This window comes from Glycomyces sp. TRM65418, assembly GCF_019710475.1.
Lineage (GTDB): Bacteria > Actinomycetota > Actinomycetes > Mycobacteriales > Micromonosporaceae > Glycomyces.
On sequence record NZ_JAJFAX010000004.1, the window covers coordinates 280269 to 296564 of the forward strand.

At 71.1% G+C, this 16296-nt stretch carries 14 protein-coding genes and 2 tRNA genes; 13 read left to right on the forward strand and 3 right to left on the reverse strand.

Annotation, left to right across the window (positions count from 1 at the left end):
• The first annotated feature begins 26 nt into the window (after window positions 1-26).
• Both guaA and K3N28_RS23350 read left to right on the forward strand, forming a co-directional pair.
• Entirely contained in the window at window positions 27-1571 is a 1545-nt protein-coding gene (gene guaA, locus K3N28_RS11595) for a glutamine-hydrolyzing GMP synthase (protein ID WP_228092690.1), read from the forward strand.
• 64 nt (window positions 1572-1635) lie between these two features.
• Window positions 1636-2559, forward strand: a complete 924-nt coding sequence (locus K3N28_RS23350) for an NUDIX hydrolase (protein WP_304608716.1) — start codon at window positions 1636-1638, stop codon at window positions 2557-2559.
• A gap of 37 nt (window positions 2560-2596) precedes the next feature.
• Here the strand turns inward: K3N28_RS23350 and K3N28_RS11610 are convergent, their stop codons facing one another.
• A complete protein-coding gene (locus tag K3N28_RS11610; protein ID WP_228092691.1) occupies window positions 2597-3847 on the reverse strand; it encodes a phosphatidylserine decarboxylase in 1251 nt (416 codons plus the stop codon).
• A gap of 240 nt (window positions 3848-4087) precedes the next feature.
• Here K3N28_RS11610 and K3N28_RS11615 point away from each other — a divergent pair, with 240 nt between their 5' ends.
• The 4 genes from K3N28_RS11615 (at window position 4088) to pcrA (ending at window position 9660) form a co-directional block, all read left to right on the forward strand.
• The gene (locus K3N28_RS11615; RefSeq protein WP_228092692.1) at window positions 4088-5206 is read left to right on the forward strand and encodes a Cys-Gln thioester bond-forming surface protein; all 1119 of its coding nucleotides are present in this window, start codon (window positions 4088-4090) and stop codon (window positions 5204-5206) included.
• Window positions 5207-5636: 430 nt separating this feature from the next.
• Window positions 5637-6746, forward strand: coding sequence for a thioester domain-containing protein (locus K3N28_RS11620; protein WP_228092693.1), 1110 nt, complete (start codon window positions 5637-5639; stop codon window positions 6744-6746).
• A gap of 238 nt (window positions 6747-6984) precedes the next feature.
• Entirely contained in the window at window positions 6985-7248 is a 264-nt protein-coding gene (locus K3N28_RS11625) for a chorismate mutase (RefSeq protein ID WP_228092694.1), read from the forward strand.
• 186 nt (window positions 7249-7434) lie between these two features.
• Window positions 7435-9660 carry a DNA helicase PcrA gene (gene pcrA, locus K3N28_RS11630; RefSeq protein ID WP_228092695.1) on the forward strand — a complete coding sequence of 742 codons (2226 nt, stop codon included), beginning with the start codon at window positions 7435-7437 and terminating at the stop codon, window positions 9658-9660.
• Here pcrA and K3N28_RS11635 read toward each other — a convergent pair.
• Both K3N28_RS11635 and K3N28_RS11640 read right to left on the reverse strand, forming a co-directional pair.
• Window positions 9657-10463, reverse strand: a complete 807-nt coding sequence (locus K3N28_RS11635) for a M23 family metallopeptidase (protein WP_228092696.1) — start codon at window positions 10461-10463, stop codon at window positions 9657-9659. The genes pcrA and K3N28_RS11635 overlap by 4 nt on opposite strands.
• Before the next feature lie 219 nt (window positions 10464-10682).
• Window positions 10683-11669 (reverse strand): biliverdin-producing heme oxygenase, encoded by a 987-nt coding sequence (locus K3N28_RS11640; RefSeq protein ID WP_228092697.1) that lies wholly within the window; start codon window positions 11667-11669, stop codon window positions 10683-10685.
• A 274-nt stretch (window positions 11670-11943) separates the two neighbouring features.
• Between K3N28_RS11640 and K3N28_RS11645 the strand changes: the two genes are divergently transcribed.
• From K3N28_RS11645 to K3N28_RS11675, 7 genes are all read left to right on the forward strand, one after another.
• Complete coding sequence (locus K3N28_RS11645; RefSeq protein WP_228092698.1) at window positions 11944-12249, forward strand: hypothetical protein; 306 nt, start codon at window positions 11944-11946, stop codon at window positions 12247-12249.
• Between the two features lie 63 nt (window positions 12250-12312).
• The gene (locus K3N28_RS11650; protein ID WP_228092699.1) at window positions 12313-14814 is read left to right on the forward strand and encodes a bifunctional diguanylate cyclase/phosphodiesterase; all 2502 of its coding nucleotides are present in this window, start codon (window positions 12313-12315) and stop codon (window positions 14812-14814) included.
• 98 nt (window positions 14815-14912) lie between these two features.
• A tRNA-Thr gene (locus K3N28_RS11655) sits at window positions 14913-14985 on the forward strand.
• Window positions 14986-15074: 89 nt separating this feature from the next.
• Window positions 15075-15146 (forward strand) — tRNA-Met (locus K3N28_RS11660).
• A 99-nt stretch (window positions 15147-15245) separates the two neighbouring features.
• Window positions 15246-15416: a 50S ribosomal protein L33 gene (gene rpmG / locus K3N28_RS11665; RefSeq protein ID WP_228092825.1), complete on the forward strand. Its 171-nt coding sequence runs from the start codon at window positions 15246-15248 to the stop codon at window positions 15414-15416.
• Window positions 15417-15433: 17 nt separating this feature from the next.
• A complete protein-coding gene (locus tag K3N28_RS11670) occupies window positions 15434-15838 on the forward strand; it encodes a MaoC family dehydratase N-terminal domain-containing protein (RefSeq protein ID WP_228092700.1) in 405 nt (134 codons plus the stop codon).
• Entirely contained in the window at window positions 15835-16254 is a 420-nt protein-coding gene (locus K3N28_RS11675) for a MaoC/PaaZ C-terminal domain-containing protein (RefSeq protein WP_228092701.1), read from the forward strand. Before K3N28_RS11670 ends, K3N28_RS11675 begins: the two co-directional genes overlap by 4 nt.
• Window positions 16255-16296: the final 42 nt, after the last annotated feature.

Below are 16296 nucleotides of genomic sequence, written 5' to 3' on the forward strand. Positions count from 1 at the left end.
GGCCGACTACCGGTTACGCTGGTGGCATGCGACAAACGGTGCTGGTGGTCGACTTCGGAGCCCAATACGCGCAGCTCATCGCTCGGCGCGTCCGCGAGGCCCACGTCTATTCGGAGATCGTGCCCTCCTCGATGCCCGCGGGCGAGATGCTCGCCAAGGATCCGGCCGCGATCATCCTCTCGGGCGGTCCTTCGAGCGTGTACGCCGAAGGCGCCCCCCAGGTCGACCCGGCGCTGTTCCAGGCCGGCGTCCCGGTGCTCGGCATCTGCTACGGCTTCCAGGCCATGGCGAGCGCGCTCGGCGGCACCGTCGCGAAGACGGGCGTGTCCGAGTACGGCGGGACCGAGATGGACGTGGTGTGCGCGTCGAAGCTGCTCGACGGCCTGCCCGGCCACCAGTCGGTGTGGATGAGCCACGGCGACTCGGTGACCGAGGCCCCCGACGGCTTCCAGGTCGTCGCCCGCACCGCGGGCGCGCCCGTGGCCGCGTTCGAGAACCTCGAATCGCGCCTCGCCGGTGTCCAATACCACCCCGAGGTGGCGCACACCCCGCACGGCCAGGCCGTGATCCGCCACTTCCTGCACGACATCGCCGGGATCAAGCCGAACTGGACGAACGCGGCGATCATCGACGAGCAGATCGCGGTGATCCGTGAGCAGGTCGGCGACCGGCGGGTCCTGTGCGCGCTCTCGGGCGGCGTGGACTCCTCGGTGGCGGCGGCGCTCGTCCACCGGGCCGTCGGCGACCAGCTCACGTGCGTGTTCGTCGACCACGGCCTGCTGCGCGCGGGCGAGGCCGAGCAGGTCGAGAAGGACTACGCGCAGCTCACCGGCATCGACGTGCGCACCGTGGACGCCTCGGAGCAGTTCCTCACCGCGCTCAAGGGCGTCTCGGACCCCGAGGAGAAGCGCAAGATCATCGGCCGGGAGTTCATCCGGACCTTCGAGGCGGCCGCGCGCGAGATCGCCGAGGAGCAGGGCATCGACTTCCTCGTCCAGGGCACGCTGTACCCGGACGTCGTCGAGTCCGGCGGCGGCACCGGCACCGCGAACATCAAGAGCCACCACAACGTGGGCGGCCTCCCCGACGACCTCCAGTTCGACCTCATCGAGCCGCTGCGGACCCTCTTCAAGGACGAGGTCCGCGCGATCGGCCTCGAACTGGGCCTGCCCGAGGCGATGGTGTGGCGCCACCCGTTCCCCGGCCCCGGCCTGGGCATCCGCATCGTCGGCGAGGTCACCCGGGAACGGCTCGACCTGCTCAAGGCCGCGGACGCGATCGCCCGCGCCGAGCTGACCGCCGCGGGCCTGGACCGCTCGGTGTGGCAGTTCCCGGTGGTCCTGCTCGCGGACGTCCGCTCCGTCGGCGTCCAGGGCGACGGTCGCACCTACGGGCACCCGATCGTGCTGCGCCCGGTCTCCTCCGAGGACGCCATGACCGCCGACTGGTCGCGCCTGCCCTACGAGCTGCTCGCGAAGATCTCCACGCGCATCACCAACGAGGTCGCCGACGTCAACCGCGTCGTGCTCGACGTCACCAGCAAGCCGCCGGGCACGATCGAATGGGAGTAGCAGCGGGCCGCTCACCGTTCGCAAGCGTCGCCGAGTCCCCGTCATCAGGCCGTACAGTTGAGGGATGCAATACCGGATAGCTGCGTACGGGGAGGTCCGTGACGAGAACGGCCGGGTGCTGCTGACACGCAGGAAGCGCGCGGGACGTGAAGCGGGGCCGTGGCATCTGCCGGGCGGCCTCATCGACCACGGCGAGCCCCCGAAACGGGCCGCCGGGCGACTGGTCGGCGAGCACACCGGCTACGAGGTCGCCGTCGGCGCGCCGCTCGAAGCGGTCGCCGTCGCCAGACGCGGCGTCCACACCAACGCCATCGTCTACGCCGCCGAGGTCGTCAGCGGCCCCGAGGCGGACTTCGCCGAGCACGAGGCCGCGGAGTGGGTCGACCCGGCCCGGGCCGCGGCCGAATCCCATTCGCCGTTCGTCTCCGCGTGCCTCGGGCTCGCCGACGACCGGCTCGCCGGGCGCGTCGACAAGGCCCCGCAGGAGGCCCGGCCCGTCCCGCCCACGAAGGCCAAGAAAGGCCGCCGGCGCCGCGGCCAGCGCTTCGGCGCGTACGGCGTCGTCGCCGACGGCGCGGGACGGATCCTGCTCGCCCGGATCGCCGAGGGCTACCCCGGCGGCGGCACCTGGCACCTGCCCGGCGGCGGGGTCGACTTCGGGGAGTCGCCGCGCGCGGCCGTCGCCCGCGAGATCTACGAGGAGACCGGCCAGGAGGCCCTGGTCGGCGACCTGCTCAACGTCACGTCGTTCCGGCACCGCCGCGCGATCGGCCCCGAGGGGTACCCGCTCGACTGGCACGGGGTGCGCGCGATCTACTCGGCCACCGTCCCGGACCCGTCGGCCGCGGTCGTGGTCGAGGCCGCGGGCGGCTCCACCAGCGAATCGCGCTGGTGGGACGCCGCCGCCCTCGACGACCTGCCGCTCTCGGCGGCCGTCGAAGACGCCCTCCAGGTCGTGGACCTGAAGAACCTCGCGGCGCAGGCCTGAGCGCGAGCGGCCCGACCTCCGGGTCTCGTGCGGCCCGCTATATCCACCGGGCGACGACGGTCTCGCCCGCGCGGATCGTCTGGCCGGGTTCGACCACGGCCTCGGCGGCCCCCGCCGGCAGGTACACGTCGGTGCGGGAGCCGAACCTGATGAGCCCGTAGCGTTCCCCCTTGGCGAGGGCCGCGCCCGGCTTGGTGCGGTTCACGATGCGGCGCAGGATCATCCCCGTGCGCTGAGCGACCACGACGCGCCCGCGCGGCGTCGACACCACCGTGTAGCAGGCCACGTTGTGCTCCCCTTCGGGCGTCGAGGCCTTCGCGTAGCCGCCGCGCTCGGTGAACACGTCCACGACCTCGCCCGCGACCGGGGCGCGGTTGATGTGGACGTCGGTGAGCGACAGGTACGCGGCGATCCGCAGCCACTCGGACCCGGCGGTGCCGGTGGCGGCGCCGAAGCGCTCGTCCACGACCGTCTCGACCGCCATGATCCGCCCGTCGGAGGCGGCGAGCACCGATTCGGGCTCGTCGTCCTCGCCGCGCAGGTCGGCCTCGCGCTGCGGGTCGCGGAAGAACGCGGCCACCGGCGCGGCCGCGAGCGCGGGCAGCGCCCACGCTTTCGACGAGGGCCGGATCCGCTTCGCGGCCCAAGCGGTCCCGAGCAGCAGCCCGGCGGCGATGACGCCGTTGGAGTCGAGGTGGAGGCGCGGCGTCACGGCCACCGAGGAGGCCCGCCACGCGGGGGCCAGGTCCTCGGCGGCGGCGATCGCGCGCGCCCGGCCCTCGCGTTCGGACGCCGAGCCGATCCGGAGCCGGTGGATGCGCACCGGCGGCAGCGACCGGACGATGAGGTCGGTGCCGATGCCGTACTCGGCGACGAGCTCCGCGATCTCCTCGCGCGCCGGCGCGGTCAGCGTCGCCGCGAACGAGAGCACCCCGCCCGGTGACACCTTCTCGCGCAGCAGCGCGATGTCGTCGATGAAGGCCTCGGCCTCCACGGTCACCGGCGAGGCGAGCATGACCTCCTCGGCCGGTCCGGCCTCGGCGAGCGAGGCGACGGCCGTGACGTTCCCGGCGGTCCAGGAGCCTTCGGCGGCAAGCGAAGCGCGCAAGTCCTCAATGGATACGGGGTCCGCGACGACGGTGAGCCGGTCGGCGGGCATGAGCGCTTCCAGCGCGGCCGTCAGGACGGGGTTGCCCCAGGTCGCGCCGACGACCAGGCCGCTCTTGGGGCCCCTCCGGCGAGCGAATTCGTCGGTGATGCCGCGAGCGGCGGCTTTCGAGATCGGCATAACCCCGACTATAGAGCGCCGCGCGGGACGGCCCGGGCCGCGCTCGCGTGTTGCCGCTGGGGTGAGACGCCGTTCTTGCCCTGGTTTGGGATCGTACTTTCGGAGGGTTCTGCGCATCGTTCGGCCGAGTGCCCGCGCCGCCCCCGAGGGTCCCCTCGTTTCCCCTCATGTCAGGGAACGCCGGCGCCCCACATCAGACTCCGCACACCTCACGTCCGCTCCCAGGAGGACCGAAACACGATGAGACTCAAGACGATCCGCACTCCGCTCGCGGCCGCGGCCGCGCTGGCCGCCGTATTCGCGGGCGCCCCCGCCCACGCCGAGGAGCCCGAGCCGGTCACCGGCGACGCGGTCACCACGCCGGGCCTGGAGCTGCGCGGGAAGCTCGACGGAGAGCGGTTCGACGCGTGGGCCAACGTCCTCGGCCTCCAACCGCACGGCTCCGAGGAGACGCTCGTCGTCTACTGCATCGACATCGAGACCCCGCTCGACTTCGAGAGCCCCTACGCCGAAGGCGACTGGGAGGAGTCCGGAGTCGCGAACCTCGAGCAGGTCCGCTGGGTCCTGTTCAACGGCTTCCCGAACGTCGGCGCCGAGGAACTCGTCGAGGCCTCGGGCGGCGAGGTGAACCCGGACTGGACCGACGCCGAGGTCGCCCAGGTCGCCTACGCGGGCACGCAGGCCGCCGTCTGGCACTTCACCGACGACTGGGCCCTGCTCGCGGACAACCCCGTCAAGGGCGGCAACAACGGCGAGGACGAGGCCGTGCTCGCCGTCTACGAGCACCTCACCGAGGACACCGGGCGCGTGCCCGACCCCTCGGAGTTCACCGTGGACCTCGAAGGGGAGGAGTCCGCGGCCTACGAGGACGGACGCTTCGGGCCGTACACGATCCGCTCCAACGCCGGGCCGGTCGAGCTGACCGCCGACGGCGGACGCCTGGAGACCGACGGCGGCGACCCCGCCGCGAGCCTCGATGACGGCGAGCGCTTCTGGATCGTCCTCGACGAGGGCACCACGGAGATCACCGTCTCCGGCACCGCCGCCTACGACCTCCCGGTGGGCCGGGTCTTCCTGGCCACCACCGACGAGTCGCTCACCGGCGACGCGGCGAACCCCGTCAAGTCCGGCGAGTCCCAGAAGCTCATCCTCGCCCAGCCGCGCGCAGGCGAGGTCCCCGCCGAATGGCGCTTCGCCCTCGACGCCCCGCCGAGCGAGCGGCCCTCCGAGGCCGGCGGCGCCAAGCTCCCGAGCACCGGCTCCAGCCTCAGCGTCGCCTTCGCCGCAGGCCTGGCCCTGCTCGTCGGCGGCATGACCGTGGTCGCCCTCGGCAAGCGCCGCAAGGCGATCGAGCACTAAGACCTGAAGGACGCGGGCGGTCGCAGGCCGATGTCGGCCGCCCGCTGCCGCAGGAGCGTTCCGGACCACGTCGAACGGTCCGGACCCGGGCGCGCTCCCGCGGCTCATCGCAAGGCCCGGCGCATGGTGCGGCCGGGACCGGAGGCGGCGATCCCCTCCGGTCCCGGCCACTCTGGTCACTCGGGCCGACGGCCGTCACCCCCGGCGCGCATCGATCGGCCGATACCGAATCGTTACAGTGGCGCGGCTCATTCGAGTCGCGCCGTTTCCCTTGCCGTGCAGGCGAAACCCTGGTCCGCGAATTCCGCCCCCCGAATGCAACCGGCAGGGTGCCGCTAACGTGTCGCATGCAGAGTCTGTACTGATTTATGACTCGCAATCACCGCCAAGACTGCGTCTATCCCTCGGAACAGCAAAGGGACTGCTACCAATGATGACCAAAGCCCTGAAAGGGACGCTCGCGGCCGCCGCGGGCGTCGCGCTCAGCCTCACCGGCGTCGCCGGCGCCCAAGCGCAGGAAGAAGAAGGCCCGAGCATCGCAGCGACGGGCGGCGTCGTCCTCGAGCCCGGCATCTGGCTGAACGGCGAGAGCAAGAGCCTCGAGGCCACGATGATCGGCCTGGACCTCGGCGACGGGGAGACCCGCACCGTCTACTGCATCCAGATCCACGTCGACCTCGAGGAGGACCTCGCCCACGAGGAGCGTCCGTGGGAGGACGTCCCCGTCGAGCAGCTCCCGAAGGTGCTCGGCGTCCTCGTCAACGGCTTCGACGGCACCAACGCCGCCGAACTCATCGAAGCCGCCGGCGTCTCCGGCGAGGACATCGACCCGTTCACGCAGGACCAGGTCGCCTACGCCGGCACCCAGGCCGCCATCTGGTCGCTCACCGACGGCTGGAAGGCCAACGCCGCTGACGCCACCGAAGGCGAAGCCGGCGTCGACACGGCCGTCAACACGATCCGGGAATACCTGATCACCGAGTCCGAGCCCGTCGACGAGCCCGACTTCGAGCCCTACTTCGAGATCGACGACGCCGAGGCCACCACCGAAGGCGCCCTCGTCGGCCCCTTCACCGTCGCCACCAACTTCGACGCGCTGAGCTTCTCGCAGCCCGAGGGCGCCTCCATCGTCGACGAGAACGGCGAGGAGGTCTCCTCCTTCACCGACGGCCAGACCTTCTACGTCGAGTTCGACGAGGCCAAGTCCGGCTCGGTCACGCTGACGACCGACTCGATCACCTGGACCACCCCCGCCGGCCGCACCTTCGTCCCCGTCGACGCCGAGGGCGCCGACGTCGAAGGCCAGCGCCTCATCCTCGCCGAGGAGTACACCTCGGAGTACGCCGCCGAGGTCGAGTTCGAGATCGCCGTCGAAGAGGTCCCCCCGGCCAGCGAGTCCCCGAAGCCGCAGCTGCCCGTCACCGGTGCCAGCCTGACCACCGTCGCCTCCGTCGGCGCCGCCGTCCTGCTCGCCGGTGTCGGCGCGATGGTGCTCATGCGCCGCCGCGCTGCCCGCGCCGACTGGGGCTCGGACGCTTAACACCAGGCGAACACTGCGATAACCGCCACACGCCCGCTGGTCCGACCGGCGGGCGTGTGGCATACTTGCGGCGTGACTCAGAGCGCGCGATTTTACTTTTTCTACGGCACGGAACGTCCGAGCCGTAGGTCGCGCTGAACTCAGACCTACAGCCCCGGGCGAACAGCCCGGGGCTTTTTGCACGTCCAGGGCTCACCCGCCCGGATCTCGATCCGCATCGCTCCAAGGAGAAGCCCTGATGACCGCCAGCATCGAAGTAGTTCCCGACGAACTCAAAGACCTGCGCAGTGAAATCGACGAACTCGACGCCGAGATCATCCGCCTGTGGCAGCGCCGCGCCCAGGTGTCCAAGCGCGTCGGCGAGATCCGCATGGCCAACGGCGGCACTCGCCTCGTGCTCGACCGCGAGCGCGCCATCCTGGAGAAGTACCGCGCCGCCCTCGGCGACGACGGCGTCCAGATAGCGATGCTCGTCCTCAGGTCCGGTCGAGGTCCGCTGTAGCCCGGGCGGGCCGTCCGCGAGCGGAACCGGGCTGCGGCTCGCCCGTCGCGAGCATCGCTCCGCTCGGAGTCCTCGCTCCTCACGACCGCTGCCGGTGCTCCACTCGGACGGCCCCTTGAGGCCGGACCGCGCCCGCGTCCGTTGCGGTTCCGGCCGCGTCGGGGGATCGGGGCATAATTGTTCCCGATGAACGACCTTCTGACCGGCCTCAACGAACCGCAACGCCAAGCCGTCGAGCACGCCGGGTCCCCGCTGCTCATCGTCGCGGGCGCGGGCTCGGGCAAGACCCGCGTCCTCACCCACCGCATCGCCTACCTCCTGGCCGAGCGCGGCGTCCACCCCGGCGAGATCCTCGCCATCACCTTCACCAACAAGGCCGCCGCCGAGATGCGCGAGCGCGTCGACGGCCTCGTCGGGCCGCGGTCGCGCGCCATGTGGGTCCTCACCTTCCACTCCGCGTGTCTGCGGATCCTGCGCCGCGAGGCGCACCGGCTCGGTTGGAAGCCCAGCTTCACCATCTACGACACCGACGACGCCCGACGGCTCCTGGCCCAGATCGTCAAGGACCTCGGCCTCGACTCCAAGAAGCACTCCCCGCGCTGGCTGGCCGCCGAGATCTCCCGGCTCAAGAACGAGCTCATCGGCCCGGACCAGGCCGCCGCCGCGGCCGACGACGCCCGCGCGCAACTCGTGGCCGACGTCTACGCGCAGTACGATGAGCGCCTCCGCCTGGCCCAGGCGGTCGACTTCGACGACATCATCGGCGCCACCGTGCACCTGTTCCGCAGCTTCCCGGAGGTCGCCAAGTCCTACCGGATGCGGTTCCGGCACGTCATGGTCGACGAGTACCAGGACACCAACCACGCCCAGTACACGCTCGTGCGCGAACTCGTGGGCACCGGCGACGACAAGGCCGAGCTGTGCGTGGTCGGGGACGCCGACCAGTCGATCTACGCCTTCCGCGGCGCGACCATCCGCAACATCATCGAGTTCGAGCGGGACTTCCCGGACGCGAAGACGATCCTCCTGGAGCAGAACTACCGCTCCACGCAGACGATCCTCGACGCCGCCAACGGGGTCATCCGCAACAACACCGAACGCGGCCGCGAGAAGCGGCTGTGGAGCGACGAGGGCCCCGGCGGGCGCATCCTCGGGCACACCGGCGACAACGAGCACGACGAGGCCGCGTGGGTCGCCGCCCGCATCGACGAACTCGTGGACGCGAAGGAGACGAGCTTCGGCGACACCGCGATCTTCTACCGCACCAACGCCCAGTCCCGTGCGTTCGAGGAGGTGTTCGTGCGCCGCGGCATCCCGTACAAAGTGGTCGGCGGCGTGCGCTTCTACGAGCGCAAAGAGGTCCGCGACATGCTCGCCTACCTCAAGCTCACCGCGAACCCGGACGACACGGTCTCGGCGATGCGCGTGGTCAACGTGCCCAAGCGGGGCGTCGGCGACCGGGCCGTCGCGGAGGTCGAGGCGCTCGCGGCGCGGCTGCGGATCTCGTTCCCGGCGGCGCTGCACCGCGTGGACGAGGCCCCGGGCGTCTCGGGCCGCGCCCGCACCGGCATCAAGCGGTTCTGCGAGATCGTCGACGCCGCGACGGCACTGGCGCGCACCGCGCCGCCCGAGGAGGTCCTCGACAAGCTCATCGCCGACACCGGGTACCTCGAGGGGCTCGAGCAGTCCAGCGACCCGCGGGACGAAGGGCGCGTGGAGAACCTGCAGGAGCTGGTCGCGGTCGCGCACGAGTTCACCGAGCAGGTCGTGCGCGGCACCGTCGACGACGACGAAGCGGACCTGACCGCGGACGTGCCGTCGTTCCTGGAGCACGTCGCGCTCGTGTCCGACGCCGACTCGATCCCCGACCCCGAGGCCGAGGAAGGCGGGGTCGTCACGCTCATGACCCTGCACACCGCGAAGGGCCTGGAGTTCGACACGGTGTTCCTCACCGGGCTCGACGACGGGCTGTTCCCGCACGAGCGGTCCATGAACAAGCCCGGCGACCTCGAAGAGGAGCGGCGGCTCGCGTACGTCGGCCTCACGCGCGCGCGCAAGCACCTGCACCTGACGCGGGCGGGGACCCGGAACATCTTCGGGCAGCCCGAGTACTACGCCGCGAGCCGGTTCCTCGCCGAGATCCCCGGGGACCTCATCGAGTGGAGCGAGTCCGCCCCGCCGCAGCGGGTCGTGAAGTCGAAGGCCCCGGCGTTCGGGCAGCCGATCGTCATGCGGAGCGCCGCGGACATCCCGTCGCTGGACGTGGGGGACCGGGTCACGCACGACAAGTGGGGCCTCGGGCGCGTGGTCGAGCTGAAGGGGTCCGGTCCGAGGGCCCAGGCCCGCATCGACTTCGGCGACGGCGAACCCAAATGGGTGATCCTCAGGCTGGCGCCGGTGACGAAGCTCTAGCGCAGGTCGAGTCCCGCTTCGGCGAGATAGCCGAGGGGCTCGACCGGGCGGCCGTCCACGTGGATTTCGAAGTGGACGTGGGAGCCGAAGGAGCGCCCGGTGTTCCCGGCGTTCGCGATCCGGCCGCCCGCGTCCACCCAGTCCCCTTCGCCGACGAGGATCTCGGAGTTGTGGGCGTAGTACGTCTCGACGCCGTCGCCGTGGTCGATGACGACGAGGTTCCCGAAGCCCGTCTCCCACCCGGCGTGCACGATCGTGCCCGGATAGGCGGCGTACACCGGGTCGCCGGTCGCGGCGTCGAAGTCGACCCCGTTGTGGTTGCGGCCCCAGCGCTGCCCGAACAGGGACGTGATGGTGATCTGGTCGAGCATCGGCGTCCACGTGATCTGCGCGTCCTGCACGGTGACCGGCGAGGTCCGCTCGACCCGAGTCGTCTCCTCGCCCGCGGGAGCGGGGGCGGCGGCGTCGGCGGTGGCGCTCGCGGTCGCGTTCGCTGCCGGGGCGGGCGGGGTCTCCTGCTCCTCGGCGGCGCCGGATTCGGCGGCGAGCGCGGCGATGTCGGCCACCGCACGGGACACCTCGGCGTCCCGCTCCTCCGACGGGAGGCCGGTGCCCGCCGCCATGGCGACGACGGACGCGCCGGCGACGGCCGATCCCACCACGGCGGTGTACCGGCGTTGCGTCCCCGCCAGCAGCGGGGCGAGTTCGGCGGCCCACGAGGCGCGGTGCTGGCCCCTCGTGCGGTGCGGCCGGGCGGCGTGCCGCTTGATCGTGCGGGCGGCTACCGGTCCGGTGTCTGACAAAGCATGCTCCCCCTTGACGACGCCCGCGAGTCGACGACTCGCCGGGCCCGTGGCGGCGCTCATCGGCGGCGCCCGGGGACCGGGCCGCGGCGCGGCGGGTTTCGGGGGCCGTTCGTGAGCGTGGCAACCGGGACACGGTAGCGCCGCGGAGGCCGGGCGCGCGAGATTCGTCACCGCCCGGCGTGTCGCGCCAATCAGGACAAATCGGGAAGGTAGTGGTCAGCCGCGCTCGAGGAGCCCCTTCGACTCGGTGAAGAGCCGCACGATCTCCGGGCGGACTTCGGCGCGCTCGGACAGCGGTGCGGCCCAGGCGATGCGGACCGGGACCTCGGCGCCGTCCACGGCGGCGGCGAAGTCGGCGCCCTCGCCGTCGAAGCCGGTCATGCGGGCGGCGTCGGCTTCGGGCCGGCCGCCCGCGCCTCGGCAGATCACGAGCGTGTCGGCCGCGTGGTCGGTGTTCATGTGGTGGCAGACCGCGGCGATCACGGCGGGGGAGAAGGGGTTCGTCCCCAGGACCGCGGACAGCGCCGCGAGCACCGCGCCGTTGTGGTCGTAGGCCACCAGGACCTCCTCGACGATCCGGTCCCGGTCGGCCTCGGAGAGGTCCGCCGCGTCGAGCCGGGCGCGGTACTCCTCCTTGAACGCCTTGGGGCTCTTGATGTCCTGGAAGTCGTAGAAGGACGCCCCCGCGCCGTCGAAGCCGTAGTGCCGCCGCGCCGCCTCGCCGAATGCCTGCCCGCCGGAGAGGTCGCCGAGGTAGCGCGTGTAAGCGTGGGCGATGTAGCCGCCCGGCCACTCGGCGCAGGCGTCGTCGATCCGGTCCACGTAGGCCCGGGTCGCCGGGAGTGGTTCGATGCCCGAGCGCCACTTCGGTCCCATGAGGAATCGCAGGTCCGCTTCGAGGGTGTGCATACGGGACAATTCAGTGAATACGAACGGTCCGGCCACCGGATCGTCGGCGAACCGCTCGCCCGCGGCTTCGAGGGCCTCGTAGACGAAATACTGCTGGCCGTGCCAGCGCGTGTAGTCGTCGAGACGCAGCGACCCGTCGAAGAGCCGGTCGAACACGCCCGGCGTCCGGTCGGCCGACTCCCCGGCCGACGGGTCCAGTCCCTGGTGACGGGCCCAGGAGGCCTCCCGGATCCGCTTCGAGAAGGGTGTCGCGGTGCCGGACGGGCCGTTCGCGGCGGCGGTGTGAGCGGTCATATGCGCCTTCCTCATCGAACAGCGATCGTCGTCGATACTAAGGCGAGCCTAACTTACGAGTCCGCTCCTGTGCGGGCCGTGAACCTCCGACCCGTCATCGACCGTCCGCGGTGCATCGGCGAGAATGGTGGGTGAGTCGTACTCACCCGTACGGCTGAACCGGAAAGGGCCCGAGAATCACGGTCGCAAGCCTTCCCCATGGCGAGCGGACTGTGGCACCATTGGCTCATCTGGTCCCCTTGACAGCACTTACCCACACCTCACGGGAGGCCTCGTGAAACCCGCCAGACTGTTCAAGAAGCTCGGCGCCGCCATCGCCGTGGGCCTCATCGCGCTGGGCCTGATCGCTGGAGCCGCCACCGCGGCCACCGCCAGCTCCGGTGAAGTCGCCAGGGCACTCGGCGGCAGCTCCGGTGAAGTCGCCGCCGCTCCGGCGAGTTCCGGTGAAGTCGCCATGGCGCCCGCCAGTTCGGGTGAAGTCGCCAACGCCCTGGGTGGCAGCTCCGGTGAAGTCGCCAACGCTCCGGTGAGCTCCGGCGAAGTCGCCAAGGCGCCCACCAGCTCGGGCGAAGTCGCCTGACCACCGCCGCCTCGGCGGCACTTCGATAGGGGCGCACCGGTGATGAGGACGCGGTATCCCACTGTGTTCCGCGTACTGCCGTGGATCATCACCGGTCTGGTCCTCTCCTTCGGCGCCGGCGCGCTCGTCTGGTTCGGCCCGCCGAGCGGGTTCCCGGTCATCGAATTCGCGCTGCTCATCGCGGCGTTCGGCGTCTCGCAGACCCTCCTCATCCAGCACCACGCCCGCAATCTGCGGATCTCCTTCAACCTCACCGACATCCCGCTGGTCGTCGCACTGGTGTACCTCGACCCGTTCTGGGTCATCGCCGCCCGATGCCTCGTCTCCATGTTCTTCTACATGGGCCGCTATCTGCGCGAGGACATCGGCGTGCTCAAGCCGCTGTTCAACGTCGGGCTCACCACCAGCGGCACCGCCGTCGCCGTCATCTTCGTGCAGGTCATCGGCCTCGGCGGGCTCGACGAACCCGCGACCTGGCTCGTGCTCGTCGGCGCGATCGTCACCACGGGCGTGGTCACCACCGTCCTCATCTCGGCGCTGCTGTACTCGCTCTCCGGTTGGGACAGCGTCGCCAAAGCGTGGATCGCCTTCTTCGTCACCATGGTCGGCCCCGTCCTGGCCGCCTGCGTCGGCGTGATCTTCGTCCTCCTCCTCGACGCCACACTGTGGTCGGTCCTCCTCATCGGCTTCGTCGTCGTCGCCCTCGTGTACCTGGCGCGCAGCTACATGGCGCTGCGGCGCCAGCGCCACGTCCTGCGCGAGCTCAACGACTTCACGCAGCTCGTCGTGGACTCGGTGCGGTCCAAGCGGCTCATCGACGCGATGCTCGGACGCCTGCGGGACATCCTCTCGGCCGAGTCGGCCACGGTCTGGGTGCCCAAGGCCGGGCGCTACCCCGAGATCCGCCTGACCTCCACACTCGACGACACCGGGCTCACCGACCTCGACCCGGTCCCGGACGTCCTCCAGCGCGGGGTCATGGAATCGGGAGTCGGAGTCCTCTTGAGCCCCAAGAACGGCACGCGCGCGCAGAAGGAGGCCCTCGAGGCCGCCGGGCTGCGCGGCGCGATGCTCGTGCCGCTGCGCTCGGGCGACGAGGTGTACGGGTGCCTGTCGGTCGCCGACCGCATCGGCGGCGAACTCTCGCACTTCGTGCCCGTGGACCTCCAGCTGCTGGAGACCATCGCCGCGAACGTCGGCATCGCCGTCCAGAACGAGCGGCTGCTCGACCAGCTCCGCTACGACGCCTACCACGACCCGCTCACCGGACTCCCGAGCCGCCGCCGCTCCCTCGCGGCGCTCCAGGAGGCCCTGTCGATCACCGTCTCCGGCGAGGTCGTCGCCGTCCTCATGTTCGATGTGGACTCGCTTCACGAGATCAACGACGCCCTCGGCCACGAGGCCGGGGACACCGCGCTGCAGGAGTTCGCGAAGCGGCTCAAGGCGCACGCGCCCCCCGCGTCCTTCATCGGCCGCATCGACTCCGACGAGTTCATCCTCCAGACCCGCCTCGCGTCCACGGACGCGGCCGTCGAGACCGCCCGCCGCCTGCGCGCCTCCCTGCAGGGGCCGTTCGAGGTCGGCGGCATCGCCGTGAGCCTCTCGGCGGCCGTCGGCGTGGTCACGCACCCCGACTTCGCCGCCGACGCCGACGAGCTGCTCAAGCGCGCCGACTCGGCGACCCGGCAGGCGAAGAACGCCGCCGACGGCGTGCAGCTGTACCACTCGGGGCTGGAGTCGGAGAGCCTGCGGCGCATTGGCCTCGCGGCGGACCTGCGCCGGGCCCTCGAGCGCCGGCAGCTCGAAGTGCACTTCCAGCCGAAGGTCCGCCTCGACCGGGCCCTGGGCGAGCCCGGCGCCCTCATCGGCGCGGAGGCCCTCGTGCGCTGGCCCCACCCGACGTTCGGTCTCATCGCGCCCGAGGAGTTCATCCCGATCGCCGGGTCCACCGGCCAGCTCGGCCAGCTCACCGAGCTGGTCTTGGACGAGGCGCTGCGGCGCTCGGCCGAATGGGCCGGGGAGGACGGGCCGCTGCCGATGGCGGTGAACCTGTCGCCGCGCACGCTCGCGGACGCGGACTTCCCGGACAAGGTGGCCGCGCTCCTGGAGCGGCACGGGGTCCCGGCGGAGCGGCTGACGTTCGAGATCACCGAGGACGACGTCGTCTCGGGTGAGCCGCGTCTCACTCCGGCGCTCGACCGGCTCCACGAGATGGGCGTGCGCCTGTCGGTGGACGACTTCGGCACCGGGTACTCCTCGCTGGCGTACCTGCGGCGGCTCCCGGTCCAGGAGATCAAGATCGACCTGCGGTTCGTGCAGGGCATGGCCACCGACGACGACGACCGCGCGATCGTGGAGGCGGTGCTGGGGCTGGCCCGGCACTTCGCGATCGACGTGGTCGCCGAGGGCATCGAGGCGCACCAGACCGTCGAGCAGCTGCGCGAGCTGCACTGCGAGGCCGGTCAGGGCTACTACTTCTCGCGTCCGCTGCCGGCCGACCGCTTCGCGGCCTGGCTCGACAACCGGGGCGGCGGCCGCGGTCAGGCCCGCCTGCGGGCGGTCTGAGCCGACCGCTGTGGCCCGCACCGCAAGACCGGCCCCGCTTAGCCGGCGAGCGGCTCATCATGTACTCTTGTCAAGGCCGCGCGGGACACCGTGCGATCGCCCCAATAGCTCAGTCGGCAGAGCGTCTCCATGGTAAGGAGAAGGTCTACGGTTCGATTCCGTATTGGGGCTCGGTAGCACTCCGCGGAGCATCTCGGAGTGCGGTACTGCTCACAGAGGTTTGCTGCTCACGCAGTGCCATATGGTGGCAGTGAGCGCACGGCGGTGTAGCTCAGTGGTAGAGCAAACGACTCATAATCGTTGTGTCGGCAGTTCGATCCTGCCCATCGCTACTTTTCTACAGCGTCGACCACCGAGATATGCTGGTCGACGCTTTGTTCTGTTCAAGGAACGGTCCGCTTCACGGCGGACCGCGTTAGAGGAAGGCACTCATCGTGGCCAAGGCTACTGACGTCCGCCCCAAGATCACCATGGCGTGCGTGGAGTGCAAGGAGCGCAACTACATCACGAAGAAGAACCGGCGGAACCACCCCGACCGGCTCGAGCTCAAGAAGTACTGCCCGAAGTGCAAGGCCTCGCAGGTCCACAAAGAGACCCGCTAGACCTTCCTTCCCGGCACATGCTCAACGCTTCGTATGTGGGCCGGTCCTTGCCGACCACCGAACCGGTGACGATCACCGCCGCGTCGGTGACCCGTTTCGCCCAGGCCCTCGGCCTGCCCGACGACGGGACCGTTCCGCCTACCTATTTGATCTCGCTCACGCTGCCCGCGGCGGAGCGGCTCATCGACGACCCCGACTTCGGGCTCGACTGGAGCCGCGTCCTGCACCGTGACCAGCGCTTCGCGTACCACCGTGAGCTGCGGGCGGGCGCCGCCGTGTCGTGCGCCGTGACCATCGAGTCGATCAAGACCGTCGCCGGGAACGACCTCCTCGGCCTGCACACGGACGTCCGTGACGGCGACGGCGTCGCCGCCGAGGTGTGGACCACCCTGTTCGTGGCGGCGCCCGGAGCGGCCGCATGAGCCTCCGCGACCTCGCCGTCGGCGAGACCGTCTTCACCGCGTCCTACCCCGTCACACGCGCGGACCTCGTCGCCTACGCCGACGCCTCCGGGGACCACAACCCGATCCACCAGGACGAGGCCGCCGCGAAGGCCGCCGGGCTCCCGGACGTGATCGCCCACGGCATGTACACGATGGGTCTCGTCTCCCGCGCCGTCCTCGAATGGGCCGCCGACTCCGGGATCGACGCGCGGCTCACCGACTTCTCCGCCCGCTTCGCCAAGCCCGTGATCGTGCCGGCGGCGGGGGGCACCACCGTCGAGGTCGAAGCCAAGGTGCGCAACCTCGACGAGCACTCGGTCGAACTGGCGATGACCGTGACCAGCGCGGGCGAGAAGGTCCTCGCCCCGGCGCGGGCGACGCTCGCCGCGAAGTAGGACGCCGCGAACGGCGCGGGCCTCGGCCCGCGCCGTCGTCGT

What these genes read in the sequence shown, in the direction of transcription:
- K3N28_RS11610 (WP_228092691.1), bottom strand. Translation starts at nt 3,847, where the DNA reads ATGCCGATCTCGAAAGCCGCCGCTCGCGGCATCACCGACGAATTCGCT.
- pcrA (WP_228092695.1), top strand. Translation starts at nt 7,435, where the DNA reads ATGAACGACCTTCTGACCGGCCTCAACGAACCGCAACGCCAAGCCGTC.
- K3N28_RS11675 (WP_228092701.1), top strand. Translation starts at nt 15,835, where the DNA reads ATGAGCCTCCGCGACCTCGCCGTCGGCGAGACCGTCTTCACCGCGTCC.
- K3N28_RS11640 (WP_228092697.1), bottom strand. Translation starts at nt 11,669, where the DNA reads ATGACCGCTCACACCGCCGCCGCGAACGGCCCGTCCGGCACCGCGACA.
- K3N28_RS11620 (WP_228092693.1), top strand. Translation starts at nt 5,637, where the DNA reads ATGATGACCAAAGCCCTGAAAGGGACGCTCGCGGCCGCCGCGGGCGTC.
- K3N28_RS11615 (WP_228092692.1), top strand. Translation starts at nt 4,088, where the DNA reads ATGAGACTCAAGACGATCCGCACTCCGCTCGCGGCCGCGGCCGCGCTG.
- K3N28_RS23350 (WP_304608716.1), top strand. Translation starts at nt 1,636, where the DNA reads ATGCAATACCGGATAGCTGCGTACGGGGAGGTCCGTGACGAGAACGGC.
- K3N28_RS11670 (WP_228092700.1), top strand. Translation starts at nt 15,434, where the DNA reads ATGCTCAACGCTTCGTATGTGGGCCGGTCCTTGCCGACCACCGAACCG.
- guaA (WP_228092690.1), top strand. Translation starts at nt 27, where the DNA reads ATGCGACAAACGGTGCTGGTGGTCGACTTCGGAGCCCAATACGCGCAG.
- K3N28_RS11625 (WP_228092694.1), top strand. Translation starts at nt 6,985, where the DNA reads ATGACCGCCAGCATCGAAGTAGTTCCCGACGAACTCAAAGACCTGCGC.